Source organism: Streptomyces sp. NPDC053048 (genome assembly GCF_044547045.1).
GTDB lineage: Bacteria > Actinomycetota > Actinomycetes > Streptomycetales > Streptomycetaceae > Streptomyces.
In genome coordinates this window covers 354,718-370,907 of sequence record NZ_JBITZS010000009.1, presented here as the reverse complement: position 1 = coordinate 370,907, position 16,190 = coordinate 354,718, and the positions used below count along the sequence as shown (strand labels likewise).

The 16,190-nt window shown below is 69.9% G+C and carries 18 protein-coding genes; 11 read left to right on the top strand and 7 right to left on the bottom strand.

Features of this window, described 5'->3' with window-relative positions; genetic code table 11:
* The first annotated feature begins 181 nt into the window (after positions 1-181).
* On the top strand, positions 182-610 hold the full coding sequence (locus tag ACIG36_RS25470; RefSeq protein WP_399932101.1) for a hypothetical protein: 429 nt from the start codon (positions 182-184) through the stop codon (positions 608-610).
* Between the two features lie 33 nt (positions 611-643).
* Here the strand turns inward: ACIG36_RS25470 and ACIG36_RS25465 are convergent, their stop codons facing one another.
* Both ACIG36_RS25465 and ACIG36_RS25460 read right to left on the bottom strand, forming a co-directional pair.
* Positions 644-1,534: an MBL fold metallo-hydrolase gene (locus ACIG36_RS25465; protein ID WP_399932098.1), complete on the bottom strand. Its 891-nt coding sequence runs from the start codon at positions 1,532-1,534 to the stop codon at positions 644-646.
* Positions 1,535-1,669: 135 nt separating this feature from the next.
* Positions 1,670-2,146, bottom strand: coding sequence for an ATP-binding protein (locus ACIG36_RS25460; RefSeq protein ID WP_399932095.1), 477 nt, complete (start codon positions 2,144-2,146; stop codon positions 1,670-1,672).
* Positions 2,147-2,289: 143 nt separating this feature from the next.
* On the opposite strand from ACIG36_RS25460, the gene ACIG36_RS25455 reads away from it, so the two are divergent.
* Together ACIG36_RS25455 and ACIG36_RS25450 are read left to right on the top strand one after the other, a co-directional pair.
* Positions 2,290-3,147: a helix-turn-helix domain-containing protein gene (locus ACIG36_RS25455; protein WP_399932093.1), complete on the top strand. Its 858-nt coding sequence runs from the start codon at positions 2,290-2,292 to the stop codon at positions 3,145-3,147.
* A gap of 11 nt (positions 3,148-3,158) precedes the next feature.
* Positions 3,159-3,338, top strand: a complete 180-nt coding sequence (locus ACIG36_RS25450) for a DUF397 domain-containing protein (RefSeq protein WP_399932320.1) — start codon at positions 3,159-3,161, stop codon at positions 3,336-3,338.
* Between the two features lie 23 nt (positions 3,339-3,361).
* Here the strand turns inward: ACIG36_RS25450 and ACIG36_RS25445 are convergent, their stop codons facing one another.
* Both ACIG36_RS25445 and ACIG36_RS25440 read right to left on the bottom strand, forming a co-directional pair.
* On the bottom strand, positions 3,362-3,760 hold the full coding sequence (locus ACIG36_RS25445; protein ID WP_399932090.1) for a hypothetical protein: 399 nt from the start codon (positions 3,758-3,760) through the stop codon (positions 3,362-3,364).
* A 133-nt stretch (positions 3,761-3,893) separates the two neighbouring features.
* Positions 3,894-4,115 carry a hypothetical protein gene (locus tag ACIG36_RS25440; protein ID WP_399932088.1) on the bottom strand — a complete coding sequence of 74 codons (222 nt, stop codon included), beginning with the start codon at positions 4,113-4,115 and terminating at the stop codon, positions 3,894-3,896.
* Positions 4,116-4,435: 320 nt separating this feature from the next.
* Here ACIG36_RS25440 and ACIG36_RS25435 point away from each other — a divergent pair, with 320 nt between their 5' ends.
* The 3 genes from ACIG36_RS25435 to ACIG36_RS25425 all read left to right on the top strand — a co-directional run bounded on the left by ACIG36_RS25435 (position 4,436) and on the right by ACIG36_RS25425 (position 6,263).
* Positions 4,436-4,693 (top strand): hypothetical protein, encoded by a 258-nt coding sequence (locus ACIG36_RS25435; RefSeq protein WP_399932085.1) that lies wholly within the window; start codon positions 4,436-4,438, stop codon positions 4,691-4,693.
* 106 nt (positions 4,694-4,799) lie between these two features.
* Positions 4,800-5,303, top strand: coding sequence for an RICIN domain-containing protein (locus ACIG36_RS25430; protein ID WP_399932082.1), 504 nt, complete (start codon positions 4,800-4,802; stop codon positions 5,301-5,303).
* A 318-nt stretch (positions 5,304-5,621) separates the two neighbouring features.
* Positions 5,622-6,263 carry a hypothetical protein gene (locus ACIG36_RS25425; protein WP_399932079.1) on the top strand — a complete coding sequence of 214 codons (642 nt, stop codon included), beginning with the start codon at positions 5,622-5,624 and terminating at the stop codon, positions 6,261-6,263.
* A 41-nt stretch (positions 6,264-6,304) separates the two neighbouring features.
* Here ACIG36_RS25425 and ACIG36_RS25420 read toward each other — a convergent pair whose 3' ends face one another.
* Positions 6,305-6,850 carry a GNAT family N-acetyltransferase gene (locus ACIG36_RS25420; RefSeq protein ID WP_399932075.1) on the bottom strand — a complete coding sequence of 182 codons (546 nt, stop codon included), beginning with the start codon at positions 6,848-6,850 and terminating at the stop codon, positions 6,305-6,307.
* A gap of 101 nt (positions 6,851-6,951) precedes the next feature.
* The gene (locus ACIG36_RS25415; protein ID WP_399932071.1) at positions 6,952-7,848 is read right to left on the bottom strand and encodes a class I SAM-dependent methyltransferase; all 897 of its coding nucleotides are present in this window, start codon (positions 7,846-7,848) and stop codon (positions 6,952-6,954) included.
* 157 nt (positions 7,849-8,005) lie between these two features.
* Here ACIG36_RS25415 and ACIG36_RS25410 point away from each other — a divergent pair, with 157 nt between their 5' ends.
* On the top strand, positions 8,006-10,615 hold the full coding sequence (locus tag ACIG36_RS25410) for a hypothetical protein (RefSeq protein WP_399932068.1): 2,610 nt from the start codon (positions 8,006-8,008) through the stop codon (positions 10,613-10,615).
* 39 nt (positions 10,616-10,654) lie between these two features.
* On the opposite strand, the gene ACIG36_RS25405 is transcribed toward ACIG36_RS25410, so the two are convergent.
* Positions 10,655-12,481, bottom strand: coding sequence for a bifunctional metallophosphatase/5'-nucleotidase (locus ACIG36_RS25405; protein ID WP_399932065.1), 1,827 nt, complete (start codon positions 12,479-12,481; stop codon positions 10,655-10,657).
* A 167-nt stretch (positions 12,482-12,648) separates the two neighbouring features.
* Between ACIG36_RS25405 and mshD the strand changes: the two genes are divergently transcribed.
* The 4 genes from mshD (at position 12,649) to ACIG36_RS25385 (ending at position 16,094) form a co-directional block, all read left to right on the top strand.
* Complete coding sequence (gene mshD, locus ACIG36_RS25400; protein ID WP_399932063.1) at positions 12,649-13,608, top strand: mycothiol synthase; 960 nt, start codon at positions 12,649-12,651, stop codon at positions 13,606-13,608.
* Positions 13,609-13,699: 91 nt separating this feature from the next.
* Positions 13,700-14,122, top strand: coding sequence for a GntR family transcriptional regulator (locus ACIG36_RS25395; RefSeq protein ID WP_399932060.1), 423 nt, complete (start codon positions 13,700-13,702; stop codon positions 14,120-14,122).
* Positions 14,119-15,063 carry an ABC transporter ATP-binding protein gene (locus tag ACIG36_RS25390; RefSeq protein WP_399932058.1) on the top strand — a complete coding sequence of 315 codons (945 nt, stop codon included), beginning with the start codon at positions 14,119-14,121 and terminating at the stop codon, positions 15,061-15,063. The genes ACIG36_RS25395 and ACIG36_RS25390 overlap by 4 nt, the downstream gene beginning before the upstream one ends.
* The gene (locus ACIG36_RS25385) at positions 15,060-16,094 is read left to right on the top strand and encodes a hypothetical protein (RefSeq protein ID WP_399932055.1); all 1,035 of its coding nucleotides are present in this window, start codon (positions 15,060-15,062) and stop codon (positions 16,092-16,094) included. The genes ACIG36_RS25390 and ACIG36_RS25385 overlap by 4 nt, the downstream gene beginning before the upstream one ends.
* Positions 16,095-16,190: the final 96 nt, after the last annotated feature.

Here is a 16,190-nt window from a genome sequence, read left to right as displayed (position 1 = left end):
GGGCGAGTTCTGACGTGGACTCATATGCGCTCGAACTTACGGACGAGCCAGGCGTAGGATTCCGGATCACCATCGACAGGACATGGTCGCCGTCACCACGCGGGTCGTCGTAAGTCGCAGTCGTACTCGTAGACGGCGACGGCCCGGACCGGGATGACGGCACAGGGGGGAAGGAATCCTCATGCAGTCGTCGTCCCGTTTCGGCCGCCGCGCGGCCGGTGCCGCAGCCGCTGTCCTTCTGGCCGGCGCGGGGGCCCTGGCCTCGGCGTCGCCCGCCGCGGCCAAGGCCAACCTGCTCGCCATCGACAAGGTGTCGCTCGCCGATTCCGGCCTGCACGTCGACGTCACGTACTCCTGCGACCCGGGCGAGGAATTCCAGCTGGTCGCACAGGCCGTCAAGGTCACCGACGAGCACATCTCGACCCGCGCCGCGGCCCTCGTCAAGCCCGGGGACCTCGTCTGCGACTACGAGAGCCGCACGCTGCGGCTGAAGCTGCGCCCGGAGCTCCACGCGCAGTTCGCCAAGGGCGACAAGGCCGAGGTCAAGGTCTTCTACCTGGACCCGAACGGCTTCGACTACGCCGAGGATCAGGTCACCGCGACGCTGTAGGGGGCGGACTGCACCGCACCGCCCTGGGCCGGGCTACCAGAGCAGGGCGGTGAAGTCGACGGGCCGGGGCTCGAGCGTCTGTGCGCGTGCCGCCAGCGCGTGCAGACGACGGCTCATCTCCTCGGGCGGGAGGTGCTTGCGGTCGCCGTGGCCCGGCAGGACCCACTCGAACCGCAGCCGCCCGGCCGTACGCGCCAGGGAGGCGGCGAGCTCCGTGATCGAGTACCAGGTGACGCTGTCGGCCACCTCCAGGTCGCCCGTCGTGCGCGACCAGTAGAAGCTGTCGCCGGCGAAACAGTAGCGCTCGTCGGCGACGTAGACGACGCTGCCGAGCGTGTGCCCGGGGAGCGGGTGCGCGATCACCCCTTCGGCGATCTCGGCCGGTTCCGTGCCGTGCAGCACATGGTCGGCGTCGGGGGCGGCGTCGAGGTCGCCCTCGTGTATCCACAGCTGTGCACCGAAGCGGTCCGCGTACTGACGGCCGTGGGCGGCGTGGTCCCGGTGCGTGATCAGGACGTCCGTCACCGGGCCCAGTGCCGCCTCGTACCGCGCGGCCAGCGCCTCGCTCCACCGGGGGGTGTCGATCATCATCGCGGTGCCGGAGGGGCGGCGCAGGAGGTAGGAGTTGGCGGCGGCGGTGTGCGGCGAATTGTGCCCGCAGAGGTAGAGGCCGGTGTCCAGTGCGAGCGGGAACGGGTCGAGACCCGGGTCGAGCCGTTGCCCGTCGCGGCGGATCGAGCGAGTGTGGCAGGCGTACGCGGCGGTGTGCAGCTGCCGGACCTCGGCCTCGTCCCGGGGCTGCCGGACCACTTCGGCGCGTCCGTCGATCTCCTCGATGAGACCGGGGGCGAGTTGACGGGCGACGTCGCAGTTGGTGCACCGGGAGTCGACGTACCAGGCGGTGTTCATTTCGGTGGGCTCCATGGCTGGGCTCCTCTCACCATTTCAGGCGCAAGCCAGTGATATCCCGGGTCGGACGGAAAGAGGAAGACTTGTCCGGTCTTGTGCTTTGGCGAGGGAGCGCATCTCGCGAACGGCGCTGTGGAGTGGTTTGTGTGCTTATGCCGCAATGCCGAACGGGCCGGGGGTGCGGCCCACTTCGCACCACAGGAGCTTGCCGGTGACGCCCGGGAACGACTCGCCGATCGACCAGCTGCCCCAGCTGTTCGCACACAGCCGCACCAGCAACAGGCCGCGCCCGCACGTCGCCTCGGGGTCGAACGCGGGCGCCGAGAGCTTGCCGCGCCACACCGGCCGGTCGAAGGGCGCGGGCACCTCGGGGTTCGTGTCCCAGACGCTGATCCGGACGTTGTCCCCGTCGACCTGCCGCACACGGAGCTCGGCGGGACCGTCGGAGTGCAGGTAGGAGTTGGTCACCAACTCGCTTGCCAGCAGCTCGACGAGGTCGGAGAGATCGTCCATGTCGTGGCTCGCCATCACCCCGCGCAGCGTCAGCCGCGCAATGCGGGCGGCGCGCGGATCGCGCGCCATGGTGAGCGAGTAGAACCAGGGGTTCTCCGGCGATACGGTTGCCATGTGTGGCTCCTTGCGGGGGGGGGGCTTGGACCCGACGGTAGGGCAGTCGCGCATAGGCCTAACAGCGCTTCCTACGTAGAGCTCCGATTTACCCCTCGTGTGGGTGACAGAGCCGTGGACGGCGCGGCCCTACAGTGACCCCCATGCCACCGATCAATCCCCCAACTCTCAGGCAGCGCCGCCTGGGTAGCGAATTGCGCAAGCTCCGCGAGCGCGCGGGCTTGTCATCGACCGCGGCCGCCGCACGCTTCGGCTTCCAGCAGGCCCGAATGAGCATGATCGAGGCGGGTCGCCATGCGGTGAGTGCGGACCGGGTACGTGCGATGGCGCGCAATTACTCCTGCGCGGACGAAGGGTTGGTCGATGCCCTGGCCGCCATGACCGGTGGCCGCACACGGGGCTGGTGGGACGAGTACCGGGAGCATTTGCCGGTCGGCTTCGCGGATTTGGCCGAGGTCGAGCACCATGCCTGCGGCATTCACGCATGCCTGGTCATTCACATCCCAGGACTGCTTCAGACGCCCGACCACGCGCGTGCCGTATTCCAGGACGCGGCTCCACCGCTCCGTGCGTACGAGGTGGAACACCGACTTTCCCACCGTATGAAGCGGCAGGCCATCCTCTACCGGGACAATCCGGCCCCGTATACCGCGATCATTCACGAGGCCGCGCTGCGGATGGAGTTCGGCGGTACGGCTACCGTTCGAGCGCAGCTTCAACACCTGCTCTCGATGAGCGAGATGGATCACGTCACCATCCGGGTTGTTCCCTTCGCCGGAGGCGGTACGTTTCCCGGTACGGGCCAGTCGTTCGACTATGTTTTTGGTCCTGTGCCGCAGCTCGACACTGTTCAACTCGATGTCGCTCCGGGGTGCCGGTTCGTCGACGCCGATGCCGAGTTGGCCAAGTACAGGGCTGTCGCGGAACGGATGGAGGCGACCTCGCTCGATCCGGTGAGGTCGAGTGACTTCATCCACGGCCTCCTACGCGGCGTGAGGTGATCACCGTGCCGATGAATGTATGGCAGAAGTCTTCGTTCAGCGCCGACGCGGGCAACTGCGTCAACGTTGCGTCCCTGGCCCACGTCATCAAGCTTCGCGAGAGCGACGCCCCGGACACCGTCCTCACCGTGGCGACAGCCACGCTCGGCGCCCTGATACGCGCCGTCAAGGCGAACCCGCACGTCAGGTAGGGCGGGCCTCCGGCCCGCCCCGGTCAGTCGGCGCGCCAGAGGAGCCACCCGGCAAGGCAGGCCATCACCACGAGCACGACCGCCGCCTGCACCCACACGCGTACGGGCACCTTGCGGTCGTCCCCAAGCGCTCCGGGCCGTTCGTGGTCCCGCCAGAGCTGCCGCATCGTCTTCCGGTGGCCGGCGAACATCAGGGACGGGGTGAGGAAGCCGACGGCGAGGACGGGCAGGGTCGCTTCCAGGGTGCCGCCGGTGAGCAGGAGGGGCGCCGCGACGCCCGCCGCGAATGCGGCGGTGCCGGTGCACAGCTTCCACTTGGCCCTGCCGGACGGCATGACCGGCAGCCAGAAGGCCAGATCTATGGCGAGGGCGGCGGCGGTGATGACCCACCAGGCGGCCAAGGGAAGGTGCGGGGCGTGCACGGAGAAGTCCTGACGTAGTGAGAAATGCGAATCCGGCTTAGCTTACAGAGGGCCGTTTTTGCGGGACTTCTCAGACTTCTCAGCCTTCTCAGCCGTCTCGGCAGATGGCAGCGGCTCGGCGGCCGGGCCATGTCTATGTCATCGCTTCGGCCTCGACTATCGACGCGAAGGAGGGGGTGGGGAGGATACGGGTGCGGCGGAGGCCGGCTCGGGTGAAGAGGGCGTCGAGTTCGGAGGGGCCGCGTCCGTGGCCCGTTACGACGGTCATCATCGCCACGTCGACGACCGTGCCGTGGTCGGGGAACGGGTAGCCGGCCGTGACCAGTTCGTCCACCGGGCCGGAGAAGGCCGCCATGCCGGCGTCGAAGAGCTCCCGGAGGGGCTGCTGACAGTCCGTGAGGGCGCCCCACGCATACTGGCGCCATGCTCCCGTCCTCCCCCGCCCGCTTCCGGGATCCCGGATATGGGAAGCACCACTTCGCCGTCTCCGACTCGATACTCGTGCGCTGTCCCAAGTGCGAGCGGCAGGCGGAGGTAGTCACGGCCGTCCGCGATGCTCGGGACAATGCATCGAGTTGGGGCGTGCCGCGGCGGCTCGTGTGCCGTCACTGCGGACTGTCGCGGCAACGGAAGAAGGACGATCCGATCGCATTCTTCCGGGGTGGCGCCCAGGACATGCTCGATCCCTACTTCCACGAGCCGCTCTGGCTCCAGAGGAACACGCGGCACGGTCGCCTGTGGGCGTACAACCTCGAACACCTCGACCTGTTGCGACAGTACGTGCAGGCGACTCTGCGCGAACACGACCCCTGGTATGAGCCCTGGCGCAAGATGGGGCTCTTCGGCCGCCTCCCCGTGTGGATCAAGCAGGCGAAGAACCGCGACGAGGTGCTGCGCGGGCTGGACCGCATGCGGGCCTCGCTCGCGGCGTGAGCTACGGCGACCGCCCCATTGCAAGGCAAAGCGGGCCATCCAGTATGTTTATTTCACGTAAGTGACATATTCATGTTGACGCAACAAATGGCTGTTTAGGGTAAGAATGAAGATTCTCGCGAAGGTCGCGGCTGTGGCGGCGTCGGGTGCCGCGCTCGTCCTGATGGCGCCGGCCCAGAGCCAGGCACTCACCGGTGAGCTGATCATCCACTCGGACACCGGCAAGTGCATGGAGATCGAGAACTCCAGCAAGGCCAATGGCGCCCGCGCCCAGCAGTGGACCTGCAAGAACCAGGCCGGGGCGCAGTGGCAGCTCCGATTCGTGGGTGGCGGGTACTACAACATCGTCAATCTCAACAGCGGCAAGTGCCTGGAGATCGCCGACTCCCGCAAGGACCTGGGGGCCCCGGTCCAGCAGTGGAGCTGCGTCAAGGGCCTGGCAACCCAGCTCTGGTACCTGAACCGTGAGGTGGGGAAGCCCTCTGCGCCCATCGTCAACATGAACGCCAGCGGCAGTCTGTCGGTCGGCGGCGTGGACGTCACGCCGGTGATCAAGGACAACGGCGCGCGCGTCGTCCTGGGCGAGTACGGCCAGCAGTGGGTCTGGTGACCCGGTAACGCATCGCACCGATGACCGGTAGGGCCGCGCAGGCTGTCAGCCTGCGCGGCCCTCTGCTCTCCCCGCAGGCGCCGCGCTTTCGCCACGACTCCCGTCGCCGGATTCCCCCGCACGCTGACCGGCTCCTCCCACCGGTCGATGCCCCTCCGCCGAGCGGGGGAAGGAGGGTGGGCGAGTTGAATCCTGAGGCTGATGGGCCCGTACGGGCTGTGCCGCGACGATGAGTTCAGGCGGTGATCGGTGGTCGCACCGGTCGGCCGCCCGTAGCTCTCGACCCGTAGCTCTCGACCCGAACCTCAGGAGTCAGCCGTGGCCATCACCGTTTCTCTTCCCGCCCGCAAAGCCGGCGCCGTCGTCCTGGCCCTGGTCGCGACCGCCGCCCTGGGCGGTGCCTCCGCCGCCTCCGCCGACTCCTCGCACGCGGAGCCCGCGCGTGCGCGGGTCACCGGGTCCGCGGAGTTCATGCTCCCCTACCACCCCGACAAGGACGTCCGCTCGTTCACCTTCGACGCGGTGGCCGCCCCGTACACCAAGCCGGTGCCCGGGTTGCCCAAGGGGCTGCCGACCGACGCGCGGGGCACGGTGAAGATCTCCCACTACTTCGCCGAGCTGAACAAGACCTTCACGGCCGAAGGCAAGGTGGACTGCATGGTCACCGGCCCCAACACCGCGACCCTGACGGCCGTCATGACCAAGGTCGCCCCCGGTGGCCCGGACTGGGTGGGCAAGCGGCTCGGGTTCAGCGTCCACGACGGGGGCAAGGACAAGGGGCACTCCAAGGACCGGGTGGGCCTGTCCTGGGCGACCGTCAACATGAAGTCGCAGGACCCCGACAAGGAGCCCGAGATGGCCGACGTCGGCACCTGCATGTCCTCGGCTCCGTACGCGCCCGTCACCAAGGGCGGGTACACCGTTCGGCACGCCGAACTGCCGCCCGTCCCCAAGGGATGAGCAGCGACGGCCTGTATGAGGCGTGATCGGCCGGACGGGGGTCAGCCGATGCGCCGTTCCAGCCAGGCCACGTCCCAGAACGTGCCGAACTTGCGGCCCACCTGCTCGAGCACGCCGGTGTTGCGGAACCCGAAGCGCTCGTGCAGGCGCATGGACGGCACGTTGGGCTGGGTGATGCCCGCGTACGCGCGGTGGACGTCCTCGCCGGCGAGGGCCTCGAAGAGCGCGGCGTAGAGCAGGCCGCCGAGGCCCCGGCCGGTGTGCTCGGGGGAGAGGTAGACGCTGGTCTCGACCGAGGTCTCGTAGGCCTGCTTGTCGCGGAAGGGACTGCTCGTCGCGTAGCCGAGGACCCGGCCGGCCTCCTCGGCGACCAGCAGCCGGTGGCGGCCGGTGGCGGGATGGGACTCGAGCCAGGCGCGGCGGTCGCCGGGGGCGAGGGGTTCGATGTCGAAGGTGATCGGGGTGTGGACGACGTAGTGGTTGTAGATCTCGGTCAGCTCGCCGAGATCGTCGTCCGCGCCCGGCCGGATCCGTATCGTCGCCGCCGTAGCCGCTGCCTCAGCCGCTGCCGCAGTGCTGTCGCGCATCGGTGCTCCCTGCTCCCTTGCCGTCGTCTGGCGCGGCACGCTACAGGGGAGCTGTTACGCACAGATTTCGAGGCACTGGGGGCGACAAGGGCTGGTTTGCGTCAATTGTGGCGGCTATGGCGGCGGCTTCCTTCTGCTCGAGCACCAGGATCGGACGACGACGCCCGGTCGCCCGTGGCGTGGGTGAGCCGGAGCTTGGACTGGCCGTGCGGCAAGCGCTCCCAGTCGTCCATGAAGCGGGCGGTGAGACCGTGGCGCCCGGCCAGCCGGACCAGCGTCTCGGTGCGGTAGTAGAAGTCCTCGCCCAGCACCTGGTGTTCGGCTGCCTCGGTGCGGTTGTAGGTGAAGTCGAAGAAGCCGGCAGGGGCGAGCACGCGGCCGATGTGCGCCAGGCATTCGTCGATCACGGCCGGCGGTGAGTGGGAGAACACGCTGTGCGCGTGCACCACCGTGAACCAGTTGTCCGGCAGGAAGCCCAGCGTCAGGTCGTCGACGGGGGTCAGATGCGGCAGCTTGTCCTGGAGGCCGTAGTGGACCAGTGTCTTCTTGGCCTCGATGAGGATGTCGGGCGATATGTCGATTCCGTAGTAATGGCCGGGCTCGAGGTATTCGATGAGCCGCCACCCGCCGCGCAGGTTGCCGCAGCCGATCTCCAGCAGCCGGTCCTGCGGCGTCAGCCCGTGCCGCAGCAGGTAGTCGTACTGCATCTGCCCGATGGCCAGCCAGCGGTCCCGCGACGGCCCCCCACCGACCGCCGCCTCGGGGCTCCGAGCGGTGTCGGACGCCATGACGCCCCGGTAGTAGGCGATGTGGTTCCCCCGATGCCGCAGCCTCAGCCGGCCGTTCCGGGTGGCCCGTCGCAGGTGGGGCAGTATGCGGCGGGGATGCCGGAGCGCGTAGCGCAGCTTGTGGGCGAGCCGTGCGCGGTTTCGCGACAGGCGCGGATCGGATGTCCCGGCGGATGTCCCTGCGGACGTCCTGACGGATGTCTTGTCCATGACGGCCTCCGTTCCCTTCGCGGGTGCCCACGGGCCGTGCGGCGAAGCACGGGCTCACCCGTTCGGGCCCCTGGTCGGGGGCTCGGCGCGGGCCGACTTGCCGCGGCCCGGTTCCGTAGAAGACTGGAAGTGACGGCCCGAGCGGTTGGGGGTCGACGTGTCTTCTCGGCCGGAACGGCATTCCACGACGGAGGCTTCGCTGCTGCCGGTTCCGCATGTGATGCGGACGGCGGCGGGTGCGGTGCTGGCCTTTCTGGCGCTGGGGTGCGCGGTCTGGATGACAGGCCAACGGAAGCCGCCATGGGACGCCCGGGGATGGGAGTGGGTGCCGGCGCCCCTCGAGGCTGTGGTCGAGTTCGTGATGCGGTTGTTCGAAGGTGCCGCGCGACTGGTCATGAGCGGGCCCGAAGGGGCCGCCCTGGGAGCCCGCCTCGGCGCCTTGGCGCTGCTCATCCTCTTTTTCGTGCTGCTTCGAAGGGCCATGCTCGCGCGCAATGCCTATCGCCCCGGGCCCGTGGACGTTCAGCGGCTCGTGGCCTCCGGCCCGGAAGTGCAACCGCAGGTCGAAGGGCTGACCGCGCAGTTGCGGAAGTATCTGTCGGAGACCAATCTCTATCCGCCGACCTCGCTGCCTGCCGAAGCGCCGGCGGAGAACTTCATCGACCTGCTCGGGGATATCGAAGTCGAGCCGAAGAAGCTCGGGACGAGCCTCCTGCGGCTGTTCAGCCGGATTCGGCCCAAGGTCGCCTACACCGTGCGCGGGGTGCTGCGTGAGCAGGCACGGGGGCCACGGTGCGGAATGACGATCACGGTCACGTCGTATGCGATGCGGGGCAGCCGCACGGAGACGCTGTGGCGGAGCACCTGGCCGGATGTGGTGCGGGCCGCCGGGAACTGGGTGATGGCCTCCCTCGTACCGGTGACGCGCGCCAGCAAGCGGCCGCCCTGGCAGGCGTGGCACGGCCGTGACCTGAGCCCGGAGTTGTTCGCCGAGTATCAGGAAGGACGGCGCTTCAGCAAGGAACGGAAGTTCGACTGTGCGTTGGAGCGCTATTACGAAGCCTTGCGGTTCGATCCGTCGAACCTCTATCTGCGGACGCAGATCGGCGGAATCCAGGAAAAGCTGTGGTTGCACATCGACGCCCTGGAGACGTACTACGGGGCGATGCTTCTGGACGGGTGCACCGAGCGGGAGCGGGACCGGCGCCTGGGCGCGGGCCTGGGACGCTTCCATTGGCGGAGGGCCCTCAGATGGCGCTACCGGTGGTGGCGCGACGGGTTGCTCGAGGTCCGCTATCGGTTCGCCGTCGTGCTCGGTGTCGGCGAGCGGACCGCCGTCCAGTGGTGTCTCAGCCCCTTCGAGGACCTGGAGACGCCCCGCCGGGGGAGCGCCCGGACGGAGATCCGCCGAGCGCTGGAGCCGGCTCTTGTCGACCGGTACTGGCGTGCATTCATTGACTACGCCCTGCCCGGACAATCACCGTTCGGCACGACAGAGACCCCGATCAGGTATCGGCTCACGCGGATCCTCGACGACTACCACCACCCGGAAATGGTCAGGGCTGTCTTCCAGCGCGCCTGCGAGGAGGAGATGGTGCAACTCGTCCGGGACATGCCCTGGTCGAGCCTGCTGCCGTTCGTCACCCGGCGTTACCACGGCACCGTCACCTGGACCACGCTGCGGATCAACCGCAAGGTGTGGGCGCCCCTGCGGCGCGCCTGGGCCGACTCCCTCGTCCCTGATGGTCAAAGGCGGCCTGAGTGGTGGCTGACAAGCCCTGAGTGGCTCGACTTCCATCTCCACCGGCAACTCGACTGGCCCTTGGGACATCGTCCGAAGCGCTGGCTGAGGTCGTGGCGAATGTGGCCACGCCGCCCCTGGCAGGACAGTTACAACGCGGCATGCGTGTACGCGGCTGCCATGAACTACCCGCCTTTCCGCTGGAAACGAGGGCTTCTTACGCAGTCCGCCGTGCATCAGTTGGAGGACGCCGCCAGGACCGACAGAAGTGGGTTCCAGCCGCTCATGCGTTCATGGCTGCTCACGGAGGACCCCGACCTGACGCTGCTGCGACGGGAGCCCCGTTTCCTCCGCTTCGAGCGTGAGATCTACCCGCATGCCGCTCCCGATCGCCTCCGGCCCGAACGGCCGGTGCAGGCCGAGATCGTGGCCTATCACCAGCGGCTGCTGCAACGTACGGCCTGGGTCATGGAGCACACCTGGCACGCCAGGCAGGGGAGTGGGCCGCTCGCCGAACCATTCACGCTCGCTCGGTGGTTCGCCGACGAACGTGAGGTGTGGGAGTGCGTCTACCGCTTCGTCAGTCACGCGGGAACAGAATGGCGGGACAGGGAACGGCTGTTGCGGGTCGTCCGCCGTGCCGTGGAACCGGATCTCCTGGGCGGGACCGGACTGCCGCCCGGTGTGCCCGAGGTGGACGACCTCTTGGACGAGGCGTGGTTCGGTCGTGAGGACGCCGCGGAGTGGATCGCGATATTCCCCGGCAGGATCGAGGATCGGCTGGAGAGAGCGGCGCGTGCCCTGAGGATGGAACGGGCGGCCTCGCCCGCCGGCATGGTTCCCATACGCCGCAGCGAGCAGTTGCTCGATGCCGTCAGGGACACCCGGGTTCCCTTGCCGTTGCAGGCGGCGTGCCAGGACTACGAGGCCCTGTGGCGGGCGCTCGGTGATCAGTTCGATCCCGACCGGGACGGGCGGGACTTCGCGAGGGAGCTGCGCCGGTTCCGGCAATCGCAGCCGGTCTGAGGGGCAGGGGTGCCGCCGCGCGGCGGCACCCCTGGCCCACTACTTCACCACCGTGATCCGCTCGCCCTTCGGCGGCGCCAGCGGCGCGTCCTTGGACGAGTGGGCCTGCAGGTAGGCGATGAACACGTCCAGGTCCGACGCGGCCACCAGCTTGTTGGTGCCCTCCTTGAAGGCGGGGAAGCCGTCGCCGCCGCCCATCAGGAACTCGTTCGCCGTGACGCGGTAGGTCTTGTTCTCCTCCAGCGGAGCGCCGTTCAGCTTCACCGACGAGGTGACGATGCGGTCCGCACCCTTCTTCGTCAGGTCGAGGGTGTACGTCAGACCCTTGCTGACCTGGAGGATCTTCGGCTGGGCCTCGTTGGGGCCGCTGACCTGCTGGCGCAGGGCCGCCAGGACCTGGGCGCCGGTCATGTCCTTGACCTGCATCAGGTTGGTGAACGGCTGGACCGTGAAGGCCTCGCCGTACGTCACCACGCCGTCGCCCTCGCCGCCCGAGGCCTTGTGGGCCAGGTCGGAGCGGATGCCGCCGGGGTTCATGAAGGCGATCTGGGCGCCGCCCTTGTCCTTGGGGGCCAGGGCCTCGAGCTGGGCGTCGGTGATGACGTCGCCCAGCGGCTTCTCGTACTCCTCCGAGCCGCGGCCGTTGATGTCGGCGGTGATGTAGCCGACCGGCTTGTTGGCCACCGGGGCCGCCAGGGTCTTCCAGCGGTCGATGAGCCTGGTCATGTCCGCGGCCTTGGGCTGCTCACGGTTCACGACGTGGTTCTTCGCGCGCGGGCTCTTGACCGTCGTGCGGACGATGTCCTTGGTGCGGCGGTCGTACGTCAGCGTGGTGTCGGTGTACAGGCGGCCGAACGAGGCGGCCGAGGTGACCGTGCGCGGGGCGCCCGACGGGTCGGGGATCGTGCAGGCGTAGGCCTGGTGGGTGTGGCCGGTGACGAAGGCGTCGACCTTCGGGGTGGTCTTCTTCGCGATGTCGACGATCGCACCGGAGATGCCCGCGCCCGCGCCCGGGGTGTCGCAGTCGTAGTTGTACGAGCCGGACGCCGGCAGGCCGCCCTCGTGGATGAGGGTGACGATCGACTTCACGCCCTGGCGGTCGAGCTCCTTGGCGTACTTGTTGATCGTCTCGACCTCGTCGCGGAACTTCAGGCCCTTGACGCCCTCCGCCGTGACGACGTCCGGGGTGCCCTCGAGCGTGAGACCGATGATGCCGATCCTGACGCCCTTGTGCTTCCAGATCGTGTACGGCTTGAGGATCGGCTTGCCGGTCTTCTCGTCCGTGACGTTGGCCGCGAGGTAGGGGAAGTCGGCGCCCCGGAAGGTCTTGCCCTTCTCGAAGCAGCCCTCCTTGGGGTGGCAGCCGCCGCGCTGCATGCGCAGCAGCTCGGCGCGGCCCTCGTCGAACTCGTGGTTGCCGACGGAGGTGGCGTCCAGCTTGATCCTGTTGAGCGCCTCGATGGTCGGCTCGTCGTGGAAGAGGCCGGTCATCAGGGGGCTGGCGCCGATCAGGTCGCCGGCCGCCGCGGTGATCGAGTACTCGTGGCCCTTGCGGGCCGTGCGCAGCGAGTTGGCCAGGTACTCGACGCCGCCCGCCGGTATGGCCTTGGTGGTGCCGTCGGCCTGGGTCTCGGTGACGGTGCCGGAGGAGCCCTGCGGGGGCTCGAGGTTGCCGTGCAGGTCGTTGAAGGAGAGCAGCTGCACATCCACCGTGCGGCCGTTGCCCTTCCCGGTGCCGTACGCGTCCGAGGCGCCGGCCGGGGCGGTGCCGGCGGTCAGGACGCCGGCGGTGGCGGCCAGCACGGCGGTGGTGGCGGTCAGCCGTCTGATGGTGCTGCGCTTGCGCGGCGGCGGCTTCGCGGGCATGTGTTCCCCTTTGTGATGCTCGTGAACTGCGCTGTGGGTGTATCAGGTCGGCCGCAGCATACGGTCGACGCGCGTAGCCCGGCAGGTGCCCCCCGGTAACGGATGGGTGACTTGTGCCGCATCCGCGTGCCGCGTCCGCGGCCGGGACGGAGTCGTAGGCTCGCCTTATGAGTGACGTGGTGAACGACGTGAGCGGACAGCGGCGCATCGAGGCGCTGGACGAACTGACGCCCGAGCTGGTGGCGGACGTACTGCGGCTGATCGGGGAGGCCGCGGCCGTGGACGGGCAGCCGGCCGTCTCGGAGCAGGGGCGTCTGCAGCTCAAGGGGCGGCGCGCGGGCGTGCGGCACGTACTGCTGCGCGGCGCGGACAAGGAGCTCGTGGGATACGGGCAGCTGGAGGAGAGCGACCCGGTGGAGGCGCCGGCCGGCGAGTTCGTGGTGCACCCCGCGCACCGGGGGCGCGGGCACGGGCGGGCGCTGGGCAGCGCCCTGTTGGGCGAGTCCGGCAAGCGGCTGCGCGTGTGGGCGCACGGCGGTCACCCGGCGGCCCGGCACCTGGCGCAGGTGCTGGGGATGAGCCTGTTCCGCGAGCTGCGGCAGATGCGGCGGCCGCTGGCGGACCTGGACCTGCCCGAGCCCGTCCTGCCCGAGGGCGTCACCGTCCGCACGTTCCGCCCCGGCCTGGACGACGAGGCGTGGCTGGCCGTGAACGCGGCCGCGTTCGCGCACCACCCCGAGCAGGGCTCGCTCACCCAGCGGGACCTGGACGACCGCAAGGCGGAGGGCTGGTTCGAGGCGGAGGGCTTCTTCCTCGCCGAGCGGGCCGGGGAGTTCGGCGGGGACACGGCCGGGGAGACCGCCGGGGAGATCGTCGGCTTCCACTGGACGAAGGTGCACGCCGAGCAGGGGCTGGGCGAGGTCTATGTGCTGGGCGTGCGGCCCGGCGCGCAGGGCGGCGGGCTCGGCAAGGCGCTCACCACGATCGGGCTGCGGCACCTGGCGGACAAGGGGCTGCCGACGGCGATGCTGTACGTCGACGCCGACAACGCGGCGGCCGTCAGCGTGTACGAGCGGCTGGGGTTCGTCACGCACGAGACGGATCTGATGTACCGGACCGAGAGCTGAATCCTTTCCCCCTTCCACCCGCCTCGTTGTTTGACATTGCGCGAACGCTTGGATCACCCTTTCACTAGTCAAGTAGTGAAAGGGTGATCGCGTGGTCGAGTTCCGCATCGACCGGCGCAGTGGGGTCGCCACCTATCTGCAGATCGTGCACCAGGTCGAGCAGGCCCTGCGGCTCGGCCTGCTCGCCCCCGGCGACAAACTGCCCACCGCCAAAGAGGTCGTCGCGGCCACCGCCATCAACCCCAACACCGTCCTGAAGGCCTACCGCGAGCTCGACCGCGCGGGCCTGGTCGAGGCGCGCCCCGGACTGGGGACGTTCGTGCGGAAGTCGCTGGCCCGCCCCGGCGCCGCCGCCGATTCGCCGCTGCGCGCCGAGTTGGCCGACTGGATGGCATGCGCCCGCGCGGCCGGGCTCGACCGGGAGGACGTGGCCGCGCTGGTCGCCTCCGTCACCGAGGAGAGCTTCGGGGACCACGCGCGGGCGGACCACCGCGTGAGTGAGGGGACCGCATGACCGATCTGACGTTCCTGCCCGACCGGACCGCCCTGGAGGCGGTCGGGCTGGAGGCGAAGTACCGGCGGGGCCGGGCGCTGCGCGACTGCGGCTTCCGGGTGCCGGCCGGGCGGGTGTGCGCGCTGGTGGGCCCCAACGGCGCGGGCAAGTCCACCCTGCTCACCGTCGCGGCCGGGCTGCGCCGCCCCTCCGGCGGCCGGCTGCGCGTCCTCGGCGGCGACCCGGGCGATCCGGCCGTGCGCCCCCGCGTCGCCTACCTCGGCCAGAGCAAGCCGCTCTACCCGAACTTCACCGTCGCCGACACGCTGCGCATGGGCCGCGCCCTCAACCCCGGCCGCTGGGACGAGCGCGTCGCCGAACGGCTGATACGCGGGGGCAACCTCTCGCCCGCCGCCCGCATCGGCTCCCTCTCCGGCGGCCAGCGCACCCGCGTGGCGCTCGCCCTCGCCCTCGGCAAGCGGCCCGAACTGCTGCTGCTGGACGAGCCGATGAGCGACCTCGACCCGCTCGTGCGCCACGAGATGATGGCCGCCCTGATGACCGAGGCCGCCGAGAACGCCACCACCGTCGTCATCGCCTCCCACATCCTCACCGAGCTCGAGGGCGCCTGCGACTACCTGTTGCTGCTCGCCGACGGGCGGGTGCGGCTCGCGGGCGAGGTCGAGGACCTGATCTCCGCGCACCGGCTCGTCATGGGCCGTTACGAGGACGTCGGCACGCCCCGCGAGTTCGCCGCCCACACGATCGTCGAGGCGCGCACGACGGGGCGTCAGCTCACCGCGCTGGTCAGGCCCGAGGGGCCCATCAGCGGGCACTGGGAGACAGCCGAGCCCTCGCTCGAGGAGCTGCTCCTGGCCCACCTGCGGGCCCCGGGGGCACCGGCGCTCATCGCGCCGAGCGCCGAGCCGCGCCTGTCGCCCTCGAAGTGGTCGGCGGCATGACGGCGGCGACGGCCCCGGCGCGCGCCGGCGAGGGCGAGGGCATGGGCAAGGGCAAGGAAACGGTTCGGCACGGGATGGCGGCCGGGACACGCGGCCTGGTCCGGCTGGTGCTGCGGCAGCACCGCACCACGGCGTGGATCGCGCTCGGCGGGCTCGTCGCGATGCTCCTGGCGTTGGTGACGCTGCGCATGTGGATCGTGGAGTACGTCCGCGACAACGGCCTGACGATCGCGTGCACGGCGATGTGGGGCTGCGGCCCCTCGGCGGAGGCCGTCGGCCCCTTCCGGGAGGAATACGGCGATCCGCTGCACTACCTGGGGATGGTGATCCAGGCCCTGCCGTGGCTGATCGGACTGTTCGCGGCCGGGCCGCTGATCGCGCGGGAACTGGAGAGCGGTACGTACCAGCTGGCCTGGACGCAGTCCGTCTCGCCGGCGCGGTGGCTGGCGGTGAAGCTCGCCGTGCCGGCCGTGGCGGTGGCCGCCGGGGTGTCGCTGCTGTCGGCCGTCTACACCTGGACCTGGCGGGCCGTGCCCGCGGACGCGCTGCCGGGGCAGTCCTGGTACCAGTCGTACGACATGCTGGGGCCCGCCCCCGTCGCGCACGCGCTGCTGGCGCTGAGCCTGGGGACGCTGATCGGGCTGCTGGTGCAGCGGACGGTGGCGGCCATGGGCGGGACGCTCGCGCTGTACTCCGCGCTGGCCGGGTTGATGGAGTGGCTGCGGCCGCGTCTGACCGGCATGACCACCGAGATGTCCGCCGCGATGCCGGGCCTGATCAAGGGCGACGCCTGGGTGGTCGAGCGCGGCATGATCGACCGCACGGGCGGCCGGATCGCGGAGCCCGACTGCGCGGTGGGAATCAGCCCGGAGGAATGCCTGATCCGCCACCGGGCCGGCGGTTGGTACGTGGACTTCCACCCCTCCTCGCACCTGTGGCCCCTGCAGTGGGCGGAGACGGCGATGACGGTGGGACTGGCGGCACTGGTCGCGGCCGTCGCTGTGCGGCTGATCCGCCGCGCCTATCCGTAGTCGTCCGCGCGCGGGGCCACGGGCCCGGCCTGCGACCGGGCCGCCCGCCGGCCGACGCGACGGCGCCCGATGCGGGCGCCCGCCGTCGGCCGCGGC